This is a genomic window from Neisseria sp. P0019.S002, assembly GCF_051957155.1.
GTDB classification, from domain to species: Bacteria; Pseudomonadota; Gammaproteobacteria; order Burkholderiales; family Neisseriaceae; genus Neisseria; species Neisseria perflava.
The window spans coordinates 463,513-483,730 of record NZ_JBQCWS010000001.1 but is presented as its reverse complement, the minus strand read 5'-3'; the positions used below and the strand labels follow the sequence as shown (position 1 = coordinate 483,730).

The 20,218-nt window shown below is 47.9% G+C and carries 21 protein-coding genes; 15 read left to right on the top strand and 6 right to left on the bottom strand.

What is annotated here, in order from left to right; translation table 11 throughout:
* Positions 1–41 precede the first annotated feature (41 nt).
* Together ACTHTY_RS02345 and ACTHTY_RS02340 are read right to left on the bottom strand one after the other, a co-directional pair.
* Positions 42–1,583: an L-lactate MFS transporter gene (locus tag ACTHTY_RS02345; RefSeq protein WP_440366340.1), complete on the bottom strand. Its 1,542-nt coding sequence runs from the start codon at positions 1,581–1,583 to the stop codon at positions 42–44.
* 223 nt (positions 1,584–1,806) lie between these two features.
* Positions 1,807–2,388 carry a superoxide dismutase gene (locus ACTHTY_RS02340; RefSeq protein ID WP_440366339.1) on the bottom strand — a complete coding sequence of 194 codons (582 nt, stop codon included), beginning with the start codon at positions 2,386–2,388 and terminating at the stop codon, positions 1,807–1,809.
* Between the two features lie 154 nt (positions 2,389–2,542).
* Here ACTHTY_RS02340 and dnaB point away from each other — a divergent pair, with 154 nt between their 5' ends.
* The 6 genes from dnaB to ACTHTY_RS02310 all read left to right on the top strand — a co-directional run bounded on the left by dnaB (position 2,543) and on the right by ACTHTY_RS02310 (position 7,390).
* Entirely contained in the window at positions 2,543–3,949 is a 1,407-nt protein-coding gene (gene dnaB / locus ACTHTY_RS02335) for a replicative DNA helicase (protein WP_036493702.1), read from the top strand.
* 157 nt (positions 3,950–4,106) lie between these two features.
* Positions 4,107–4,772, top strand: a complete 666-nt coding sequence (locus tag ACTHTY_RS02330; RefSeq protein ID WP_440366338.1) for a GspH/FimT family pseudopilin — start codon at positions 4,107–4,109, stop codon at positions 4,770–4,772.
* Between the two features lie 15 nt (positions 4,773–4,787).
* A complete protein-coding gene (gene pilV, locus ACTHTY_RS02325; RefSeq protein WP_440345689.1) occupies positions 4,788–5,435 on the top strand; it encodes a type IV pilus modification protein PilV in 648 nt (215 codons plus the stop codon).
* Positions 5,436–5,437: 2 nt separating this feature from the next.
* Positions 5,438–6,373: a PilW family protein gene (locus ACTHTY_RS02320; protein WP_440366337.1), complete on the top strand. Its 936-nt coding sequence runs from the start codon at positions 5,438–5,440 to the stop codon at positions 6,371–6,373.
* Positions 6,352–6,897: a pilus assembly PilX family protein gene (locus ACTHTY_RS02315; protein ID WP_440366336.1), complete on the top strand. Its 546-nt coding sequence runs from the start codon at positions 6,352–6,354 to the stop codon at positions 6,895–6,897. Before ACTHTY_RS02320 ends, ACTHTY_RS02315 begins: the two co-directional genes overlap by 22 nt.
* A 4-nt stretch (positions 6,898–6,901) precedes the next feature.
* Positions 6,902–7,390 (top strand): PilX family type IV pilin, encoded by a 489-nt coding sequence (locus tag ACTHTY_RS02310; RefSeq protein ID WP_440366335.1) that lies wholly within the window; start codon positions 6,902–6,904, stop codon positions 7,388–7,390.
* 51 nt (positions 7,391–7,441) lie between these two features.
* Here ACTHTY_RS02310 and ACTHTY_RS02305 read toward each other — a convergent pair whose 3' ends face one another.
* Positions 7,442–8,062 carry a Smr/MutS family protein gene (locus tag ACTHTY_RS02305; RefSeq protein ID WP_107857143.1) on the bottom strand — a complete coding sequence of 207 codons (621 nt, stop codon included), beginning with the start codon at positions 8,060–8,062 and terminating at the stop codon, positions 7,442–7,444.
* A gap of 136 nt (positions 8,063–8,198) precedes the next feature.
* Here ACTHTY_RS02305 and ACTHTY_RS02300 point away from each other — a divergent pair, with 136 nt between their 5' ends.
* The 8 genes from ACTHTY_RS02300 to mutL all read left to right on the top strand — a co-directional run bounded on the left by ACTHTY_RS02300 (position 8,199) and on the right by mutL (position 16,469).
* Positions 8,199–8,576 carry a hypothetical protein gene (locus tag ACTHTY_RS02300; protein WP_107723135.1) on the top strand — a complete coding sequence of 126 codons (378 nt, stop codon included), beginning with the start codon at positions 8,199–8,201 and terminating at the stop codon, positions 8,574–8,576.
* 135 nt (positions 8,577–8,711) lie between these two features.
* A complete protein-coding gene (gene trpE / locus ACTHTY_RS02295; protein ID WP_440366334.1) occupies positions 8,712–10,187 on the top strand; it encodes an anthranilate synthase component I in 1,476 nt (491 codons plus the stop codon).
* 68 nt (positions 10,188–10,255) lie between these two features.
* Positions 10,256–11,194: a DNA cytosine methyltransferase gene (locus ACTHTY_RS02290; RefSeq protein ID WP_440366333.1), complete on the top strand. Its 939-nt coding sequence runs from the start codon at positions 10,256–10,258 to the stop codon at positions 11,192–11,194.
* Positions 11,195–12,052: an NgoMIV family type II restriction endonuclease gene (locus ACTHTY_RS02285; RefSeq protein ID WP_440366332.1), complete on the top strand. Its 858-nt coding sequence runs from the start codon at positions 11,195–11,197 to the stop codon at positions 12,050–12,052.
* A 20-nt stretch (positions 12,053–12,072) separates the two neighbouring features.
* Complete coding sequence (locus ACTHTY_RS02280; protein WP_440366331.1) at positions 12,073–12,681, top strand: RNA 2'-phosphotransferase; 609 nt, start codon at positions 12,073–12,075, stop codon at positions 12,679–12,681.
* Between the two features lie 83 nt (positions 12,682–12,764).
* On the top strand, positions 12,765–13,901 hold the full coding sequence (locus ACTHTY_RS02275) for a 5-(carboxyamino)imidazole ribonucleotide synthase (protein ID WP_440366330.1): 1,137 nt from the start codon (positions 12,765–12,767) through the stop codon (positions 13,899–13,901).
* A gap of 72 nt (positions 13,902–13,973) precedes the next feature.
* A complete protein-coding gene (locus ACTHTY_RS02270; protein ID WP_254344619.1) occupies positions 13,974–14,456 on the top strand; it encodes a GNAT family N-acetyltransferase in 483 nt (160 codons plus the stop codon).
* 36 nt (positions 14,457–14,492) lie between these two features.
* Positions 14,493–16,469: a DNA mismatch repair endonuclease MutL gene (gene mutL, locus ACTHTY_RS02265; protein WP_440366329.1), complete on the top strand. Its 1,977-nt coding sequence runs from the start codon at positions 14,493–14,495 to the stop codon at positions 16,467–16,469.
* A gap of 57 nt (positions 16,470–16,526) precedes the next feature.
* Here mutL and kdsA read toward each other — a convergent pair whose 3' ends face one another.
* The 3 genes from kdsA to ACTHTY_RS02250 all read right to left on the bottom strand — a co-directional run bounded on the left by kdsA (position 16,527) and on the right by ACTHTY_RS02250 (position 19,447).
* The gene (gene kdsA / locus ACTHTY_RS02260; RefSeq protein ID WP_440366328.1) at positions 16,527–17,369 is read right to left on the bottom strand and encodes a 3-deoxy-8-phosphooctulonate synthase; all 843 of its coding nucleotides are present in this window, start codon (positions 17,367–17,369) and stop codon (positions 16,527–16,529) included.
* Between the two features lie 74 nt (positions 17,370–17,443).
* Positions 17,444–17,827: an aspartate 1-decarboxylase gene (panD, locus tag ACTHTY_RS02255; protein ID WP_440366327.1), complete on the bottom strand. Its 384-nt coding sequence runs from the start codon at positions 17,825–17,827 to the stop codon at positions 17,444–17,446.
* Between the two features lie 78 nt (positions 17,828–17,905).
* The gene (locus ACTHTY_RS02250) at positions 17,906–19,447 is read right to left on the bottom strand and encodes a YdgA family protein (protein ID WP_440366326.1); all 1,542 of its coding nucleotides are present in this window, start codon (positions 19,445–19,447) and stop codon (positions 17,906–17,908) included.
* Between the two features lie 175 nt (positions 19,448–19,622).
* Between ACTHTY_RS02250 and ACTHTY_RS02245 the strand changes: the two genes are divergently transcribed.
* A complete protein-coding gene (locus tag ACTHTY_RS02245) occupies positions 19,623–20,213 on the top strand; it encodes an aminodeoxychorismate/anthranilate synthase component II (RefSeq protein WP_440366325.1) in 591 nt (196 codons plus the stop codon).
* The last annotated feature ends 5 nt before the right edge of the window (positions 20,214–20,218 follow it).

Sequence of the window (20,218 nt, the reverse complement as noted above, 5' to 3'; positions counted from 1 at the left end):
AGGCCGTCTGAAACTTTCAGACGGCCTTTAATTTTCAACAATCAATTAAACAAACTTAAGGCTTTAACAAACACCATAATGACACCATAGCCCAAAGGAATGCAGACCAAAGCCCAGCGCCACCATACGCCGATACCGCCCGCTGATACTTTTTTACTGATCAGATAGGCATCGGATACAGCGGTTTCATCATCGGGATTGCGGCTATGTGCCGCTACTTTAATGTCTTTCTCGTGATGCTTTTCATGAACCGAACGAACACTCAAGTTACACAGCAAACCGACAATCAACAAACCTGCCATGATGTACATGGTAATGCTATAAGCTTCAGCAGCCGGAACACCGCTTTCAATTTGGCTTTGGCGGATATAGTTGACCAACACCGGGCCAATAACAGCCGCAGTTGACCATGCCAGCAAAATCCTGCCGTGGATTGCACCGACTTGATAAGTGCCGAACAAATCCTTCAGATACGCCGGAATCGCTGCGAAACCGCCGCCATACATGGAAATAATGACGCAGAACCCAATAACAAACAAAGCCTTGTTACCGCTCCCGCCAATCGACGGAATGGCAAAATACAACAGCGAGCCGAGCACAAAGAAAATAGTATAAGTATTCTTACGGCCAATTTTGTCGGACACGCTGGACCACAAAAAACGGCCTCCCATATTAAACAGGCTCAACAGACTCACAAAACCTGCCGCCGCACCCGCACCAATGGCAGCCTGTTTACCGACAGAAGTTTCAGAAAACAGCTCCTGAATCATGACGGAAGCCTGTCCCAACACACCGATACCTGCCGTCACGTTCAAACACAACACCCAAAACAAGAGCCAGAATTGCGGCGTTTTCATGGCTTGTGAGACATTAACATGATTGCTGCTGACCAATTTGCTTTTGTTTTTCGGCGCAACATAACCTTTAGGTTTCCAGCCATCGGTAGGTATGCGGATCGTAAACGCGCCAAACATCATCAACACCAAATAAAACAACCCTAAAACCACAAAAGTCTGCGCGACGCCAACCGAAGTTTCACTGGAGAAAAAACTCATCAGCGATACCGACAAAGGCGAAGCCAACATCGCGCCACCGCCAAAACCCATAATCGCCAAACCTGTTGCCATGCCCGGTTTATCGGGAAACCATTTCATCAAAGTCGATACAGGCCCGATATAGCCCAAGCCCAAACCAACCCCGCCAATCACACCGTTGCCCAAATAAAGCAAAAACAGATTGTGCATATGGACGCCGATCGCCGATACAAAAAAGCCCAAGCTAAAGCAGCAGGCTGCAACAAACATTGCTTTACGCGGACCAACGCGCTCCATCCAAGTACCAAACATGGCCGCAGACGCGCCCAACATCGCCAAGGCAATACTGAAAATCCAACCCACCGTGGTCAGCTTCCAATCTCCTGCAGCCGACTCAGTGATACCGATAAGCTTGGTCAGCGGCGCATTGAACACGGAATAAGCGTATATCTGCCCGATGGCAAGATGCACGGCCAAAGCAGCGGGCGGTACCAGCCAACGATTAAAGCCGGGTTTGGCAATGGTCGCCTCACGGTCTAGAAATTTCATAAAATCCTCTTGTCTATGTGTGTCAAACGCTGATTCCATATCATGCGAAATCAGAAAATTGTTGACAATATTTTAGCATAATCTCCCGTTTATCCTTTTTTCTGCTCCATGATAATTTTGCGCATCCGACAGAAAAAACATTCATCTAAACCATTTCTTCACACCCATATCGACAAAAAGGCCGTCTGAAAATTCTTCAGACGGCCTTTTCACTCATATCGTTTTATGCGGCGAAGCGTTTGGCTACTTCATCCCAGTTAACGATTTCCCAAAAACCTTTCAGGTAGTTAGGACGGCTGTTACGGTAGTCGATGTAGTAGGCGTGTTCCCATACATCGCAAGTCAACAGCGGAGTGTTTTCAGTAGTCAGCGGAGTACCTGCATTGGAAGTAGAAACCAGATCCAATTCACCGGCAGGCGTTTTCACCAACCATGCCCAACCGGAGCCGAAAGTACCGGCCGCGCAGGCATTGAACGCTTCTTGGAATTTCTCGAAGCTGCCCCATTTGGCGTCGATGGCCGCAGCCAATTCGCCGGCAGGTTTGCCTTGGCCTTTAGGGGTAAAGCCCAGCCAGTAGAAAGTGTGGTTCCAAGTTTGGGCAGCGTTATTGAACATACCGCCGGAAGATTTTTTCAGGATTTCTTCCAAAGGCATTGCTTCAAACTCAGTGCCTTTGATTTGATTGTTCAAATTGGTGATGTAAGTTTGATGGTGTTTGCCGTAGTGGAACTCCAAAGTTTCTTTGGTCAGATGAGGGGACAACGCATCCAGTTCATAAGGCAATTGTGGCAGCTTGTGTTCCATTTTTATGCTCCTAATTATTGATATTTATATTTTGGTAGTGTGTGTTGTCAAATCGACAACATTGCTATTTTACCTGCTTTAGCCTAAACAAACCAATTGAACTTACACTGCGCTATAATAGTGGATTGCAATTTTCCAGCCAGAGATGCCCGTCATGAGCAATTATTCCGATATGCCGTCTGAAGACCGTGAAATCAGCGCATTGTCACTGCCGCCACATTCTACAGAGGCGGAGCAATCCGTATTGGGCGGCCTGATGCTGGAAAATTCTGCTTGGGACCGTATTGCCGATGTCGTTTCCGGCGAGGATTTCTACCGCCACGAACACCGCCTGATTTTCCGTGCGATTGCCAATCTAATTAATGAAAGCCGTCCTGCCGACGTTATTACCGTTCAAGAAAGTTTGGAACGCAATGAAGAATTGGAAGCGGCAGGCGGATTCAACTATCTGATTACGCTGGCGCAAAACACGCCATCCGCTGCCAATATCCGCCGCTACGCCGAAATCGTGCGCGAACGTTCCATCATGCGCCAGCTTGCCGAAGTCGGCACGGAAATTGCACGCAGCGCATACAATCCGCAAGGGCGCGATGCAGGCCAGCTTTTGGATGAGGCGGAAAACAAAGTATTCCAAATCGCCGAAAGTACAGCCAAATCCAAACAAGGCTTCCTTGAGATGCCCGACCTTCTGAAAGAAGTGGTCGAACGCATCGATATGCTTTATTCGCGCGACAATCCTGATGAAGTAACCGGCATATCGACAGGTTTTATCGACCTCGACAAAAAAACATCAGGTCTCCAACCGGGCGATTTGATCATCGTCGCAGGCCGTCCGTCTATGGGTAAAACAGCCTTTTCGATCAATATTGCGGAACACGTTGCCGTAGAAAACAAATTACCTGTCGCTGTATTCTCTATGGAGATGGGCGGTGCGCAGCTGGTCATGCGTATGCTGGGTTCAGTCGGACGTTTGGATCAAAGCGTTTTAAAAACCGGCAGATTGCAAGACGAACACTGGGGCCGTCTGAACGAAGCGGTCGTTAAACTCTCCGATGCACCCATGTATATCGATGAAACTCCGGGTTTGACCGCGCTCGAACTCCGAGCCCGCGCCCGCCGTCTTGCGCGCCAGTTCAACGGCAAATTGGGCTTGATCGTCATCGACTACCTGCAATTAATGTCAGGCTCCGGCCGTTCTGACAACCGCGCTTCCGAGCTTGGCGAAATTTCCCGCTCCCTCAAAGCATTGGCGAAAGAGTTGCAAGTTCCCGTCATTGCCCTGTCACAGTTGAGCCGTACAGTTGAGCAGCGTACCGACAAACGCCCGATGATGTCCGACTTGCGTGAATCCGGTGCCATCGAACAAGATGCCGACTTGATTATGTTCATGTATCGTGATGAATACTACAACTCAGAATCACCCGCAAAAGGCTTGGCGGAATGTATTATCGGTAAACACCGTAACGGTCCCGTCGGGAAAGTATTCCTCACTTGGATGGGTCAATTTACCAAATTTGATAATGCCGCCTATGTTCCAGAATCCATGTTGATGGAAGATTGAGACAGATTATCTGAAAAACTAACCGAATTTCATATTTTATTAGTCACGCATTCCAAAATCGTTTAGAATAAATCCAATAAAAGCAAAAGCATTGCCACAGGCAAATGCAAAAGAGAAAACGTCGGTTACCCCAACACATTACTACCAAAAATCACTCATGTATCAGACACAAAAAGGCTTCACTCTAATTGAGTTGCTGATCGTCATTACTATTGCAGCAGTAATGGCCGTCATCGCACTTCCCAATATGAATCAATGGATTGCCTACAGACGTGCGGCATCGCAAGCAGAGCAAATTGCTAATCTGCTGCGCTTCGCGCGAAATGAGGCCGTCCGTCTCAATCTTCCCGTTTACATTTGCCCGGTCAAAATTAAATCCGATGGCTCGCCCAATAACGGTTGCGATTCCAAATATGCCGGTAATGGTATGTTGGCCTACGCCGATAAAAACGAAGACTTACGCTATCAAAACGATACTGTCGATTTATCCATCCGCTCCATTATTCTCAATGGGGACACCGACAAAGTGGAATACAGCTTCAACTATATCCCTATCGGCAATGACCGTTCTACCCTTTCTGCTTCAGCTTCAAAAGAAGTCTGGTGGAGATTTCTTCCCAATGGTACATTTGGCCATTCAACCGATGGTAAGAATTATCAATTTTCAGACGGCCACATCAAAATCAGCCTAACAGATAAATCTGCCGCCGATGCTGAAACCAAGAAAGCCCGTGCTACCGTACTTTTAATCAATGGTAATGGGCATGTCGAAATCTGTGCTAAAAACGATGAGCGCAAAATGTGCGAATACTCTTCCAAATAATAACAACGGTATCTTATGAACATTACTAATCCTACTCATCTCAGATTATTTAAAGGCCGTCTGAAAACGAGCTCATCAAGCTTTACCCCAAAACTTCAATCAGGCATGACCCTGATTGAAGTTTTGATTGCCATGTTTGTCCTTGCCATCGGTGTGCTGGCCCTTCTGGCTGTCCAACTGCGTACTGTATCCAACGTGCGCGAGTCTGAAAATCAAACCACCGTCGCCCAAATTACGCAAAATCTGATTGAAGGCATGCTCATTAACCCAACGCTCTCTGAAGAAACCGATACTACGGGGGAAAAAACCTCCCGTTATAAAAAATCCTATGATGCCTATCTAAAATCCGACTCTAAACAAACTGCAAAATTTGAAGCCAAAATGAACAAAACCCAACTTGCACAGGCTCAAATTGCCCAGTTTAAAGCCGACTTAGCCAAAGCCCTTCCCGAAGCCCAAGTCTTCTCGACCATCTGCAAAGATTCTTCCGGTGCAGAGCCAACTTACGAAAATGGGTTTAACGCAAAATGCGATGGCAAAGGCGACACGACCATCGTTAAAGTTTTATGGTTGCAAGATGTCGAAGAAGAAAATAGCGCAAAAAATCTCAATAAATCGGGGCATCACGTTGTCTATACCTACCAATCACGCGTAAGAGACTAACAATGAACAATAAACGCTTACTCAACCATATTCCCAATAAAACCGCCATTCGTGGTTTCAGCATCCTTGAATTTCTGGTTGCCAGCCTGCTCAGCATGATCGTCTTAATGGCTGTCAGCTCCACCTACTTTACTGCACGCGGATTGAACAAATCTGCCAACACCCGTATCGGTATCCAACAAGATTTGCGCAACACCGCCAATATGATCGTCCGTGATGCGCGTATGGCAGGCAATTTCGGCTGCTTCAATATGTCGAATTTTCCTGCCTCTGCAGTGATAGAAGACAAAAGCTCGGATGAATACACATTGAAAACAGCTGGTGTAAATAAGCTGTTACCAGTTAAAGAAATCAATAAATTAGGCTATGCAGGTTTTGCTCAAACCGGCAAAGCCCTGCTGTTTCAATATGGAATCGACAAAGCAAACCCTGCTGCAAAAACTGCTATTGTCAGTAGCTGCTCAGGCATTGCAAAGCCTCAAACAGAAATTAAAGATTTAGCTGCGGCAAAATTGGCTTTAAAAATTAACGACTCTGATCAAGACGGCAGTATCGCCATCATGAAACATGAAATGATTGCCTACGCTGTCGGCAAACTTGGCGAAGAGAGCGGTTTGTTCCGCTTCCAATTATCAAATGATGGATCATGGAGTAATCCGCAGCTGTTGATTAAAGGCATTACAACCATGGATATCCACTATATCTATGCAGAATGTTCTCATTCTGAAAATGCATCTGCCAGCGGAGTCAATACAGAATCATTTGATTACAAAAACGCATTGGATATCTCAGCTGAGGCTAAGTCTCCGGCTTCTATCCAAATCGTACTGAATAACGGCAGTATTGACCCATCAAAAGAACAAGACAATAAAGTCGATATCTATAATATTAATGCCACTATCCGCGGAGGAAACGTATGCGCCGACCGATCACTCTAATCAAACCTGACCGGCAGCAGGGCTATGCTTTGTTTATCGTTTTAATGATGATGGTCGTTATCGCCCTGCTCGTGGTCACAGCTACCCAGTCCTACAATACTGAACAGCGTATCAGCACCAACGATGCCGACCGCAAACTGGCAACCACCTTGGCAGAAGCCGCATTGCGTGAAGGTGAAAATCAAATTTTTGATATTGAAGGTAAAAAGACTACTTTTAGCGCAAAATGTGAAAAAGGTTTATGTTCCACACCAAACGTAAAATCCAATGGCGATTTTACTGAAGAGGGTAGCCCAACCGTAGATGCTTGGAAGCGCAAATGTGACAAAAGCCTGTGTATTGACGCCAATGGTACGGAATATCCTTTAGATAAAAAAAGCGGCATCGTAAATAATCCACGCTACATCATCGAATATTTAGGCAAAACTACTGATGGTCGAATTACCTACCGTGTTACAGCCAAGGCATGGGGTAAGAATGCCAATACCCAAGTCGTTCTTCAGTCTTACGTTGCCAGCGAATAATAAAATGAATACCACCTCTACCCAACAACTAGGCTTTACGCTGGTTGAGATGATGATTGCCGTCGCCATCTTAGCCATCCTGAGCGTCATTGCCATTCCCTCTTACAACCGCTACATTGAACGCGGCTACCAATCACAAGCGCATGCCGAGTTAGTCGCCATCAATTCTGCTTTTAAAAACCAGATGGTTAAAAATCCAAAGTGGAAAACTGATGAGGTTAAAACTCAGTTGGATGACTTTATTTCCTCATACAAAGGCCATAAAGATTTGGCAGACAAATACAAATACTCTGCTAAAATGATTGATGCCAGTAAAAGCCGGGCCTATCGTTTGAAAGCTATTCCCATAAAAACAGGCTATACCCTTTCTGTTTGGATGGATAGTTTGGGCAATGCTTACAAATGTACTGATATTGATTCTGCCGATAAATCCAAAACTACAATGACCAATGGCAAAGGTTGCGAATCGGTTTCCAAAAAGAAATCTTCTTAGTCTGACAAACATAAAAAGCAGTGTCATCTTACTGACACTGTTTTTTTTATTTTACTGCTTCCAATCATCGTCTCGGCGTTGGCGTTTCAACAAAATCCTGACTGCGCCATCATTGCCTTGTCGGGGCTCGACATAAGCCAACACATCAGGATGCTGCATCAACCAGCGGCGCGTCATATTTTTTAAAACCGGTTTATAGCCTGAAGAACCCAAGCCGCTACCGTGGACAATCTCGCCGCAAACGCCGCGTTTTTTCGTAAACTCAATAAATTCGTTCAATACCTGCTGCGCTTCTTCCTGCGTATAGCCGTGCAAATCTACATCCGCCACCACGGGATAATGGCCGTTTCGCAAACGCATCAAATCATTTTTACCCTGCCCGTTTTTACTGAACGAAGCCGGCGGTTCTTCCCAGCCGCCGCTGCCCACATAAAAATAATCTTCCTGCTCCAAAGTCGCCATTTCTTTAGGTCGCGGCTTGATGGGTGATTTATCACGAGGCTGTTCATAATAGTTGCCGGCATTTTTCAACGGCGTAACCTTACCAACTGCCTTACTGAAATCAACATCTTCTACCTGCTTTTTAGCCTTCGCTTCGGCTTCTCGCTCCGCAGCTTCCTTTTTCGCCTGTTTGCCCAAAGCCTTCAGCGTTTCTTGAAAGTTTGCCGTCATGGTTTGTCCTTTCCAAAAAATTAATTGTGCACATTATAGCAAACCCGGCTACAAGGCCGTCTGAAAGACTCTTACCATCGCTTCTTGTTTAAGGTATAGTATTGATGCATTGCCAGTCTTACAAAAGAGAGAAATCATGTTTAAACGCCCGGAAGAAATCATCGTCTTAATACTTGCCCTATTATGGGTCGCACTCAGCTACTACTTTGCCGCCATCCTGATTTCAGATGCCTACACCATTCTCCTGATTACCGTACTGACTTTCGTTTGGGCAGCCATCTGTTTCCTTTTATGGCAACGCAACTTAAGCCGTCATATTTGGCCGCTGTTCCTCGGCAGCCTGGTTGCCTGCTGGTGGCCGTACTTCACTTGGCTTGCAAGCGATGTTCCCGAGGGCACATGGTATTCAGGCTGGACATTCAAATCCATTATCGCCCTGATTCCGGTTGTTGCCGCTTATATCTTTAAGTGGAAAAGAAGCCGGAAAAACAAAATCTCCAATACCCTTGCCTAATACCTCGCGCCGTCTTTTTCAGACGGCGTTTTCTATATCTGACATAACACTCAGACTGTCAACAATTCCAATAAAATGCTATACTCTTCACACGATTTAACACCCTAAAACAGGCCGTCTGAAAGACTTATCAAGATGATCAGCAAACAAGAATACCAAGCCCAAGCCGCACAAGGTTACAACCGCATTCCACTCGTTCAAGAGCTGCTTGCCGACTTGGACACACCGCTCTCAATCTACCTCAAACTTGCCAACAAGCCTTTCACCTACCTGCTCGAATCCGTTGTCGGTGGAGAACGCTTCGGCCGCTATTCCTTTATCGGCCTGCCTTGCAGCCATTATCTCAAAACCAGCGGCAAACATGTCGATGTGTATCAAAACGGCGAAATCGTCGAACAACACGACGGCAATCCCCTGCCCTTTATCGAAGCCTTCCACAACCGCTTCAAAACGCCCGAAATCCCAAGCCTGCCGCGCTTTACCGGCGGCTTGGTCGGCTACTTCGGTTATGAAACCATCTACAATTTTGAACATTTTTCCCACCGCCTGAAACATACGGCCAAAGCCGATCCTCTCGGTACGCCCGACATCCTCCTGATGCTCTCGCAAGAGCTTGCCGTAGTGGATAACCTAAGCGGCAAAATCTACCTGATTGTTTATGCAGATCCGTCTCAAGCCAACGGCTACGAACGCGCACGCAAACGTCTTGAAGACATCCGTACCCAGCTACGCCAAAGTTGCGCCATCCCACTTTCCCTTGGCAGCAAACAAACCCAAGCAGTCAGCGAATTTGGCGAAGAACCTTTCAAAGCCTGCGTCAATAAAATCAAAGACTACATCTTTGCAGGCGACTGCATGCAGGTTGTCCCCAGCCAACGCATGAGCATGGAATTTACCGATAATCCGCTTGCCCTCTACCGCGCCCTGCGTACGCTGAACCCATCGCCGTATATGTTCTACTACGATTTCGGCGATTTCCATATTGTCGGCTCTTCGCCTGAAATCCTCGTCCGCCGCGAACGCGACGATGTCATCGTCCGCCCTATCGCCGGTACACGCCTGCGCGGCAAAACACCAGCCGAAGACCTTGCCAACGAGCAAGACCTGCTGAGCGATGCCAAAGAAATTGCCGAGCACGTCATGTTGATTGACTTAGGACGCAACGACGTCGGCCGCATCAGCAAAACCGGCGAAGTCAAAGTCACCGACAAAATGGTGATTGAAAAATACTCCCATGTAATGCACATCGTCTCCAATGTCGAAGGCCGTCTGAAAGACGATATGACCAACATGGACATCCTCGCCGCCACCTTCCCCGCAGGCACACTTTCCGGCGCCCCCAAAGTCCGCGCCATGGAGATCATCGAAGAAGTCGAACCAAGTAAACGCGGCATCTACGGCGGCGCAGTCGGCGTATGGAGTTTCAACAACGACATGGACTTAGCCATTGCCATCCGCACCGCCGTGATTAAAAACAATACCCTATTCGTCCAAAGCGGAGCAGGCGTAGTTGCCGATTCCGACCCAACATCCGAATGGCAGGAAACCCAAAACAAAGCCCGTGCAGTAATCCGCGCAGCGCAAATGGTGCAAGAAGGATTAGATAAATAATTTTCAGACGGCCTTGATAATTAAAAATTTATAAAATAACCTCAAAGATACTTACATAAAAGATCATAATGCAATTTACATCATTAGAAATTTGTGCAGGAGCAGGGGGGCAGGCCCTAGGTTTAGAAAGAGCTGGTTTTTCCCATGTAGCACTGATTGAAATCGAATCTCCAGCTTGCCAAACGCTACGTCTAAATCGTCCTAATTGGAATATTATTGAAGGAGATGTCCGACTATTTCAGGGACATGAATATAAAGGTATCGATTTATTAGCCGGTGGAGTTCCTTGCCCCCCATTTTCCAAAGCAGGTAAACAATTAGGAAAAGATGATGAGCGCGACTTATTTCCGGAAGCCATCCGTCTAGCTAAAGAAACCAACCCTAAAGCCATAATGCTAGAAAATGTACGAGGGCTGCTTGATCCAAAATTTGAAGATTATCGCAATCACATTACTGAACAACTAGCTAAATTAGGTTACATTGGACAATGGAAGTTGCTCTATGCTGCTGATTATGGAGTATCACAACTTAGACCTAGGGTTTTATTTGTCGCATTGAAGAAAGAATATGCAGTTTTTTTCAAATGGCCTGAACCGATTTTGAAACAGCCCAAAACTGTTGGGGAACTATTATTTGACTTAATGTCAGAAAATAATTGGCAAGGTGCACATAATTGGAGTTTGAAGGCTAACCAAATTGCTCCAACTTTAGTTGGTGGTTCAAAAAAACATGGAGGAGCAGATTTAGGTCCTACACGTTCAAAACGCGCATGGGCAGAATTAGGTGTTGACGGTTCGGGACTTTGGGATAATGCTCCTCCGGAGAATTTCTCAGGTATGCCACGATTGACTGCACGAATGACTGCACGCATTCAGGGATTTCCTGATGATTGGTACTTTTTCGGTAAAAAAACTCCAATGTATCGCCAAATTGGTAATGCTTTCCCTCCACCAGTGGCAGAAGCCGTAGGCAGGCAAATTATTAAAGCCCTAAAAAAGGAAAATTAAATGAATCCGCTTTTTACTCAAGAACGAAGAATTTTCCATAAGAAATTGTTAGATGGTAACGTTCTTTCAACCAATAATAAAGGCGTGGTTAGTAATGCAGACAGTAATAACACTCGAAGTTGTAATATAGCAAAAGGTATTGCTGACTTATTGCACTCAGAAACAGTTTCTGAAAGATTACCTGGTCAAACATCAGGTAATGCTTTCGAAGCTATTTGCAGTGAGTTTGTAAAATCAGCTTTTTGTCAGTTGCAACATATCAGACCTGGTGATTGGGATGTTAAACAAGTTGGTTCGAGAAATCGTTTAGAAATCGCACGTTATCAGCAATATGCCCATTTAATAGCTCTAGCTAAGGCTGCTGAAGAAAATCCTGAATTAGCAGCAGCCTTGGGTAGTGACTATACAATTACTCCTGATATTATCGTTACTAGAAATTTAATTGCAGATGAAGAAATTAATCGTAACGATTTTTTAGTTGATGAAAATATTGCTACATATGCCAGTTTACGTATGGGAAATAACAATATGCCACTACTTCATGCAAGTATTTCCTGTAAATGGACTATTCGTAGCGATAGAGCACAAAATGCTCGTTCTGAAGGATTGAATTTAGTTAGAAATAGAAAAGGCAGATTGCCACATGTTGTTGTCACAGCAGAACCTACACCAAGTCGTATTTCATCTATCGCCTTAGGTACAGGAGAAATAGATTGTGTTTACCATTTTGCTTTATATGAACTAGAACAAACCCTAAAAGCATTAAGATATGAAGATGCATTGGATTTATTTTATATTATGGTTAATGGCAAAAGATTAAAAGACATTTCTGATCTACCTTTGGATTTAGCAGTTTAAACATAATCACTTACCTCATTATGAATATATCACCTAGCTCTTCAGTTATCCCTCCTAAATTTAAGCTAAAAGAAAAACAACTAAAATCCATCAGTAAATTTCTCAGCTTTATCTTGCGCCATCATCCTGAGCAAATCGGCATTACTTTGGATAAAGACGGCTGGGTGGATATTGATACCCTGCTGACGCAGGTAAACCATCCCGAGCGCAGCTTTATGGGCAATCCGCTGACCTACGAAATATTATTGGAAGTGGTCGAAAACAACGATAAAAAAAGGTTTACCCTTTCTGAAGACGGCAAACGTATCCGCGCGGCGCAAGGTCATTCGACGGCACAAGTTCAAGTTGAACACAAAGTGGCAACGCCTCCTCAGATTTTATATCACGGTACGGCTGAGCGCTCTGTTCCGTCTATATTGGAACAAGGTCTGCATTCTGCCTCGCGCCATTTTGTCCATCTGTCTGCCGATGCTGCAACAGCCGTCAACGTCGGCTCCCGACACGGCAAGCCGCTTGTATTAACCATCAACACTGTCTCCATGCTTGCGGCAGGACATCAATTTTATCTGGCGGATAACGGCGTATGGTTAACTGAAAACGTTCCGCCGCAATTTATCGGCAAACTTTAAAACATCAGGCCGTCTGAAGCCGTAAAACCATGTTCAGACGGTCTGCAAATACCCTACCCAATTTCTTCATAAAGCGATTATCCATGAACACATCCCCCATCCTCCCTCCTGCTATGCTCGGCATTCTTGGCGGCGGACAATTAGGCAGAATGTTTACCGTTGCTGCCAAAACCATGGGCTACAAAGTAACCGTACTCGATCCCGATCCGAATGCGCCGGCAGCGGAATTTGCCGACCGCCATTTGTGCGCGCCGTTTGACGATGAAGCAGCTTTGGAAGAATTGGCAAAATGCGCGGCCGTTACGACCGAGTTTGAAAACGTCAATGCCGATGCGATGCGTTTTCTCGCCAAACACACCAATGTTTCCCCCAGCGGCGACTGCGTTGCCATCGCGCAAAACCGCATTCAGGAAAAGTCATGGATACGCAAAGCAGGTCTGCAAACCGCGCCGTATCAAGCAGTTTGCAAAGCCGAAGACATCACTGAAGAAAGCGTACAATTTCTGCCCGGCATCCTGAAAACCGCTACTTTGGGCTATGACGGCAAAGGCCAAATCCGCGTAAAAACATTGGATGAACTCAAAGCCGCGTTTGCCGAACACGGCAACGTGGATTGCGTTTTGGAAAAAATGGTGGACTTGCGCGGCGAGATTTCCGTTATCGTATGCCGTCTGAACAATGACAACGTGCAAACTTTCGACCCTGCCGAAAATATTCACGAAAACGGCATCCTCGCCTACTCCATCGTCCCAGCCCGACTGAGTGCCGACATTCAGCTACAGGCGCGACAAATGGCGCAGCGTTTGGCCGATGAATTAAACTACGTCGGCGTATTGGCGGTAGAAATGTTTGTTGTCGGCGATACGCATGATTTGGTCGTTAACGAAATCGCGCCGCGTCCGCACAACTCCGGCCACCATACCATCGACGCCTGCGCGGCAGACCAATTCCAGCAACAGGTCCGCCTGATGTGCAACCTGCCTCCGGCTGACACTAAATTGCTGAGTTCTTGCTGTATGGCGAATATTTTGGGTGACGTTTGGAAGGAAGACGGCGGCGAACCCGAATGGTTGCCGCTGCAAAGCAACCCGAACGCACATCTGCATCTTTACGGTAAAAAAGCCGCGCGCAAAGGCCGAAAAATGGGCCACTTTACCGTCTTGGCCAACGATGCGGACAACGCGTTCCAAACCGCACAAACCTTACATCAAAGCCTGTAACCTTACCCACTTTTTTCAGACGGCCTTTGATTGCCAAAGGCCGTCTGAAATCAATTTTTCCGACCATCCGCCATGAGCCTTCTGACCATCCTCCGTCCGGCAACTGAAAAAGACTGCCAAGCCATACACAACGCCCATCTGCATGCCGTTCAATACGCCTGCATCCGCAGTTACGATGAAACCATTATGCACGCATGGGAAAGTCTGCTCGATATCAACAGCTATTTGGAAACCATCTCCGATAAAAACAAAGCTTTGTGGGTGGTCGAATACAAAGGGCTGATTCAAGGCTTCTTCCAAGTCGATTTCAAAGAAGCGCAACTGGACGCCTTATACGTCCATCCGCTCTTCCACAATCTCGGCTTGGGTACGGCCCTGCTCAGCCGCGCCGAAGAAATGGCACGAAATGCAGGTCTCAGCTTTCTCAAACTGTATGCCTCTCTCAATTCCGTACCTTTCTATCGCCTCAACCGTTATGAATCGCTCGGCACTGCCGTGTTGCAGCTGAACAAAATCGTCCGCGTCGAATGCGAATTGATGCGCAAATACCTGTAATTTCCCCTTCCGCCGTTGCTTTTTTGAAAGAAACCGATGTCCCGAATTGCCGCCCTGCCCGACCATCTTGTCAACCAAATTGCCGCCGGCGAAGTAGTTGAACGCCCTGCCAACGCTCTGAAAGAAATCGTTGAAAACAGTATCGATGCAGGCGCAACGGCGATTGATGTCGAACTGGCCGGCGGCGGCATCCGCCTGATTCGCGTCAGCGACAACGGCAGCGGCATCCACCCAGACGACATCGAGCTTGCGCTCCACCGCCACGCCACCAGCAAAATCAAAACCTTAAACGATTTGGAACACGTTGCCAGCATGGGCTTTCGCGGCGAAGGCTTGGCAAGCATCGCCTCCGTCAGCCGCCTGACCCTGACCAGCCGCCAAGACGGCAGCGCGCACGCGACCCAAGTCAAAGCCGAAGACGGCAAACTCAGCAGCCCCACCGCCGCCGCCCACCCCGTCGGTACCACCATCGAAGCCGCCGAACTCTTCTTCAATACCCCCGCGCGGCGCAAGTTCCTCAAATCCGAAAACACCGAATACGCCCACTGCGCCACCATGCTCGAACGCCTCGCGCTGGCGCATCCGCATATCGCCTTCTCGCTCAAACGCGACGACAGACAAGTGTTCAAACTTCCTGCACAAAGCCTGCATGAACGTATCGCCGCCATTGTCGGCGATGATTTTCAGACGGCCTCATTGGAAATTGACAGCAGCAATGGCGCGCTACGGCTCTATGGCGCGATTGCCAAGCCGACTTTCGCCAAAGGCAAAACCGACAAACAATACTGCTTCGTCAATCATCGTTTCGTCCGCGACAAAGTCATGCTCCATGCTGTCAAACAGGCATACCGCGACGTATTGCACAACGCGCTGACGCCTGCTTTCGTCCTCTTTCTCGACCTGCCACCCGAAGCCGTGGATGTCAACGTCCACCCGACCAAAACCGAAATCCGCTTCCGCGACAGCCAGCAGGTGCACCAACTCGTGTTCCACTCGCTCAACAAAGCCCTTGCCGACACACGCGCCGACTTGACCGAAAGCGTCAGCAACGCAGGCGAAGTGCTGCATAACATTACCGGCGTTGTTTCCACCCCAATGCCGTCTGAAAACGACAGCGAAAATCTGTTTGATAGCGCATCCAACCACCCGACAGGCAACAAACCCGATACACGCAATGCCTTTGGCTCATCAGGCAAAACCGCTCCCATGCCTTACCAAGCCGCACGCGCGCCGCAGCAACGCAGCCTGTCCCTGCGCGAAAGTCGCGCGGCAATGAATACTTACGCCGAACTCTACAAAAAAACCGACGACATTGACCTTGAGTTAAGCCAATTCGAGCAAGCACGTTTCGGCAATATGCCGTCTGAAATGCCTACCCAAAAAACAGAAACGCTGCTTTCAGACGGCCTTCCATCACAATCCGAATTGCCGCCACTCGGCTTTGCCATTGCCCAATTACTTGGCATCTACATACTTGCCCAAGCAGAAGACAGCCTGTTGCTCATCGATATGCACGCCGCTGCCGAACGCGTCAACTACGAGAAAATGAAACGCCAACGTCAGGAAAACGGCAACCTGCAAAGCCAACGCCTGCTTATTCCCGTAACCTTTGCCGCGTCCCACGAAGAATGTGCCGCCCTTGCCGATCATGCCGAAACGCTGGCAGGCTTCGGGCTAGAATTGTCCGACATGGGCGGCAATACCCTTGCCGTCCGCGCAGTTCCCGCCATGCTCGGCAAAGCCGACGTCGTTTCACTGGCCAAAGATGTATTGGGCGAACTTGCCCAAGTCGGCAGCAGCCAAACCATCGAAGAACACGAAAACCACATCCTTGCCACCATGTCCTGCCACGGCTCAGTCCGTGCCGGCCGCCAGCTTACCCTGCCGGAAATGAATGCGCTCCTACGTGATATGGAAAATACGCCGCGCAGCAACCAGTGCAATCACGGCCGTCCGACATGGGTCAAACTGACTTTAAAAGAATTGGATGCGTTGTTTTTACGCGGACAGTAACGTCGATAAAAAGGCCGTCTGAAAATGCTTTCAGACGGCCTTTTAACTTATTTGCCCTTAACGAATATCCATAGGCGCAAACGATTTCACGGTTTCATCGATTGCTTTAACACGGATCAGGAAATCTTCCAATTGCGCAAGCGGCAATGCGCTTGGGCCATCGCATTTGGCTTGGTCGGGATTGGCATGGGATTCGAGGAACAAACCGGCCAATCGGGTTGCCATGCCGGCAAGCGCCAAGTCCAATACTTGGGCGCGACGGCCGCCTGACGCAGCAGAGCCGGATTCACGCGTTTGCAGGGAATGGGTTACGTCAAAAATAACGGGCAGGTTGTTACACGTTTTTTTCATCACGCCAAAGCCGAGCATATCAACCACCAAGTTGTCGTAGCCGAAGTTTGCGCCGCGTTCGCACAAAATGATTTGCTCGTTGCCTGCTTCTTGGAATTTCTCGACGATGTTTTTCATTTGAGAAGGGCTGAGGAATTGCGGCTTTTTGATGTTGATGACATTGCCGGTTTTCGCCATTGCCACCACCAAATCGGTTTGACGTGCCAAGAATGCTGGCAGCTGGATGACATCGCAGACTTCGGCAACCGGTTGGCATTGGTAAGGCTCGTGAACGTCGGTAATCACGGGAACGCTAAACTCGCGTTTCACCGCTTGAAAAATCTTCATGCCTTCGTCCAAACCCACACCGCGGAAAGAGTGGATGGAAGAGCGGTTTGCCTTGTCGAAAGAGGCTTTGAAAACGTAAGGGATACCGAGCTTATCGGTTACTTTAACGTATTGCTCACAGGCTTTCAGCGTAGAGTCGAGGTCTTCAAGGACATTGATGCCGCCGAAAAGGGTAAAGGGCGCATCGTTGCTGACGGTGATGTTGTTGATTTGGATATTCACGGCAAAGCCTTTCAGATAAGTTGAATTTGGGAAACAGGCCGTCTGAAACGTTTCAGACGGCCTTTGTTTGAATATTACAACACGGTGTGCGGCGGCTCATAAGAAATCACGTCGCGGATTTTATTGTTCTCATCGACGAGGACGACTTTCGGCTCATGCGCTGCAATTTCGGGTTCGGACAACATAACGTAAGACATGATAATCACGATGTCGCCTTTTTGAACCAAACGCGCAGCCGCGCCATTCAAGCAAACGACGCCGCTGCCGCGTTCGCCGGGTATGGTGTAGGTTTCAAGACGTTCGCCGTTGTTATTATTGACGATGGTGACTTTTTCGTTAACGCAAATACCTGCCGCATCCAGCAGGTCTTGGTCAACGGTAATGCTGCCGACGTAGTTGAGGTCGGCTTCGGTAACGGTGGCACGGTGGATTTTGCCGCCGAGCATGGTACGGAACATGGGTTTCCTTTTTGATTGTGGGTTGATTTGCGGTTTTAACTTCCGGGAAGTTAAAACTGCTGTTTGTGTGATTGAGGATTAGTTATTGGGAAAGTCTGCTTCGTCAAACTCGGGTTCCGGGTCGCTTTGAAGGACTTTTCCGTTTAATTTCAACTCGCTGTTTTGCAGAGTCAGATGGGTTTTGACATTATCGTCTTCTAAGGTCAAATATTTTTCTCTTGCCATACTTTTGATGGTGCTGTCTACCATCAGGCGCAAGGTCTCGTTGATATCGTCGATGCTGGCACGGCCTGCGGCTTCATCTTCTGCATTGACGCTAAACAGGCTGCTTGCTTGGTTGACGGCGAGTTGTTCCAACAATTTTTGCGGTACGCTCATGTTGAAGTCGGCTTCGGTTTTTTTCAGCATATCGCCCAGGCTGTTGAGGTCTTTGGCCGTCAAACCTTTAAAGGCAAGCTTGCCGCTGACATCGACATCACCATTAGGCATGGTAAATTTGAAAGTTTTGACGTTTAAAACCGGATTATTGGTAAACAGGCCCGAAGCCTCGTTTTTGGCCGTCTGAATCAAGGAAGCCTGAATTTCTTCTTCGCTCATTTTCTTCACGGACACTTCGGCAATTTTGTTTTTCAATGCCAAAAGTGATGCGGCATCCAAATGCTCGGCAGCGACATTGATATCCAGAGGGCCGTATTTATCTTCGCCATAGGTCAGGCTTTCAAATTGGAAACGGCCTTCGCTGTTGATGAATTTATCGACTTCGCCGGTCTGCGTATCGAAACGCAGTTTGCTGACTTCGATTTTAGACGGAGCAATCGTGCCGGTCGGATTGATGAATGCACCGATTTGCAGGTTGGTCACAAGGTTGACCAGTTCGTTCAACTTAACGTTGTAATCGATGTTTTCTTTCCATTGCAGCAGGAATTTATCCAGCGTAATGCTGCTCTTGCCCAAAGAAAGCTTGGTCAGGCCGTCTTCCGTTTCGGATTGGAAGCGCAGGTTTTCCAAAGACACATCGCCTTTGTCGGCCAATTTGACTTGTAAAGACGGCGCAAGGTAATCGTGGCGATAGCTTTTGAAGCCTTGGCTGTAATCGGTATTGCCGCCAAAGCCTTTCCAGTTAAGTTTGATACCGGAAAGCTCTTCATAGTCGAAGGCGGGGATATTGAGGCTGAGTTTGCCGTCGCCGGAAAGGTAAACCGTATTGGTCATGGTCAACGGCGTTTGCTGGCCGAAGAAGCGGTCCAAAACCTTTTTGGTTTCCGGATGGTATTGGAACTCAGTTTCCACATGGGCGCGCGTGCCGAAACCTCCGGCAAACGGGCCGTGTGTCACGTGGTTGATGACCGTAATCGGCTCTTGTAGGACGGTTTTCAAATTATCCGGCAGGTATTTTTGCGTATTTTGAAGCAGGGTCGGCTTGAGGCGGATGACGGTCGTCTCGGTTGAACTGAACCAGCCGCGATCGTATTGGTGGGATTCAACGGTCAGGAAACCGGATTCCTGCAACAGCTTTTGTTGCTCGGTCAGGCTTTCTTCCGCTTTGACACCAAGATAATAAGGTGTGCCGAGCGCAGCGGCGACAACGACGGCGGCAGTCGGGATAAGATACTTTTTCATCACTTCAAACAGATTAGGTTCAAAGCGTAAAGCATAGCATTTTTTAGCTGTTTTGTCTTATCCGCCGTTTCAGACGGCCTTTAGGTAAAGATTGTGATATTATGCAAACATAAACGATTTTTACACTTTTGGCAGGCCTTACCCTGTCTGCCAAAATGTCATTAAAGGTTTGCAAATGCTTTTATTCATAGATAACTACGACAGCTTCACCTACAACATCGTCCAATACTTTGCCGAATTGGGGCAAGAAGTTTTGGTACGTTGCAACGATGAAATCACCATCGAAGAAATCGAAGCCCTAAAGCCGCAATATCTGGTCATCGGCCCCGGCCCTTGTTCCCCTAAAGAGGCAGGCATTTCTGTTGCAGCTATGCAGCACTTTGCCGGCAGGCTGCCCGTCATGGGCGTGTGCCTCGGCCATCAAACTATAGGCGAAGCGTTCGGCGGCAATGTCGTGCGCGCGCAAACGATGATGCACGGCAAAGTCTCCCCCGTTTTCCATCACGGCACAGGCATGTTTAAAGGCCTGCCCAATCCGGTCAACTGCACGCGCTACCACAGCCTGGCCATCGACCGCTCCACCCTGCCCGACTGCCTCGAAATTACCGCTTGGACGGAAGACGGCGAAATCATGGGCGTACGCCACAAAGAATATGCCGTCGAAGGCGTACAGTTTCACCCCGAAGCCCTGCTGACCGAACACGGCCACGATATGCTGAAAAACTTCTTGGAAGAATTCAAAGACTATCGCCCGCAAAAATCTTAATGAAA

What these genes read in the sequence shown, in the direction of transcription:
- ACTHTY_RS02310 (WP_440366335.1), top strand. Translation starts at nt 6,902, where the DNA reads ATGAATACCACCTCTACCCAACAACTAGGCTTTACGCTGGTTGAGATG.
- ACTHTY_RS02245 (WP_440366325.1), top strand. Translation starts at nt 19,623, where the DNA reads ATGCTTTTATTCATAGATAACTACGACAGCTTCACCTACAACATCGTC.
- ACTHTY_RS02320 (WP_440366337.1), top strand. Translation starts at nt 5,438, where the DNA reads ATGAACAATAAACGCTTACTCAACCATATTCCCAATAAAACCGCCATT.
- ACTHTY_RS02305 (WP_107857143.1), bottom strand. Translation starts at nt 8,062, where the DNA reads ATGACGGCAAACTTTCAAGAAACGCTGAAGGCTTTGGGCAAACAGGCG.
- trpE (WP_440366334.1), top strand. Translation starts at nt 8,712, where the DNA reads ATGATCAGCAAACAAGAATACCAAGCCCAAGCCGCACAAGGTTACAAC.
- ACTHTY_RS02340 (WP_440366339.1), bottom strand. Translation starts at nt 2,388, where the DNA reads ATGGAACACAAGCTGCCACAATTGCCTTATGAACTGGATGCGTTGTCC.
- ACTHTY_RS02280 (WP_440366331.1), top strand. Translation starts at nt 12,073, where the DNA reads ATGAATATATCACCTAGCTCTTCAGTTATCCCTCCTAAATTTAAGCTA.
- ACTHTY_RS02270 (WP_254344619.1), top strand. Translation starts at nt 13,974, where the DNA reads ATGAGCCTTCTGACCATCCTCCGTCCGGCAACTGAAAAAGACTGCCAA.
- ACTHTY_RS02290 (WP_440366333.1), top strand. Translation starts at nt 10,256, where the DNA reads ATGCAATTTACATCATTAGAAATTTGTGCAGGAGCAGGGGGGCAGGCC.
- pilV (WP_440345689.1), top strand. Translation starts at nt 4,788, where the DNA reads ATGAACATTACTAATCCTACTCATCTCAGATTATTTAAAGGCCGTCTG.
- ACTHTY_RS02315 (WP_440366336.1), top strand. Translation starts at nt 6,352, where the DNA reads ATGCGCCGACCGATCACTCTAATCAAACCTGACCGGCAGCAGGGCTAT.
- ACTHTY_RS02250 (WP_440366326.1), bottom strand. Translation starts at nt 19,447, where the DNA reads ATGAAAAAGTATCTTATCCCGACTGCCGCCGTCGTTGTCGCCGCTGCG.
- ACTHTY_RS02330 (WP_440366338.1), top strand. Translation starts at nt 4,107, where the DNA reads ATGTATCAGACACAAAAAGGCTTCACTCTAATTGAGTTGCTGATCGTC.
- ACTHTY_RS02275 (WP_440366330.1), top strand. Translation starts at nt 12,765, where the DNA reads ATGAACACATCCCCCATCCTCCCTCCTGCTATGCTCGGCATTCTTGGC.
- mutL (WP_440366329.1), top strand. Translation starts at nt 14,493, where the DNA reads ATGTCCCGAATTGCCGCCCTGCCCGACCATCTTGTCAACCAAATTGCC.
- ACTHTY_RS02285 (WP_440366332.1), top strand. Translation starts at nt 11,195, where the DNA reads ATGAATCCGCTTTTTACTCAAGAACGAAGAATTTTCCATAAGAAATTG.
- ACTHTY_RS02345 (WP_440366340.1), bottom strand. Translation starts at nt 1,583, where the DNA reads ATGAAATTTCTAGACCGTGAGGCGACCATTGCCAAACCCGGCTTTAAT.
- panD (WP_440366327.1), bottom strand. Translation starts at nt 17,827, where the DNA reads ATGTTCCGTACCATGCTCGGCGGCAAAATCCACCGTGCCACCGTTACC.
- dnaB (WP_036493702.1), top strand. Translation starts at nt 2,543, where the DNA reads ATGAGCAATTATTCCGATATGCCGTCTGAAGACCGTGAAATCAGCGCA.
- ACTHTY_RS02300 (WP_107723135.1), top strand. Translation starts at nt 8,199, where the DNA reads ATGTTTAAACGCCCGGAAGAAATCATCGTCTTAATACTTGCCCTATTA.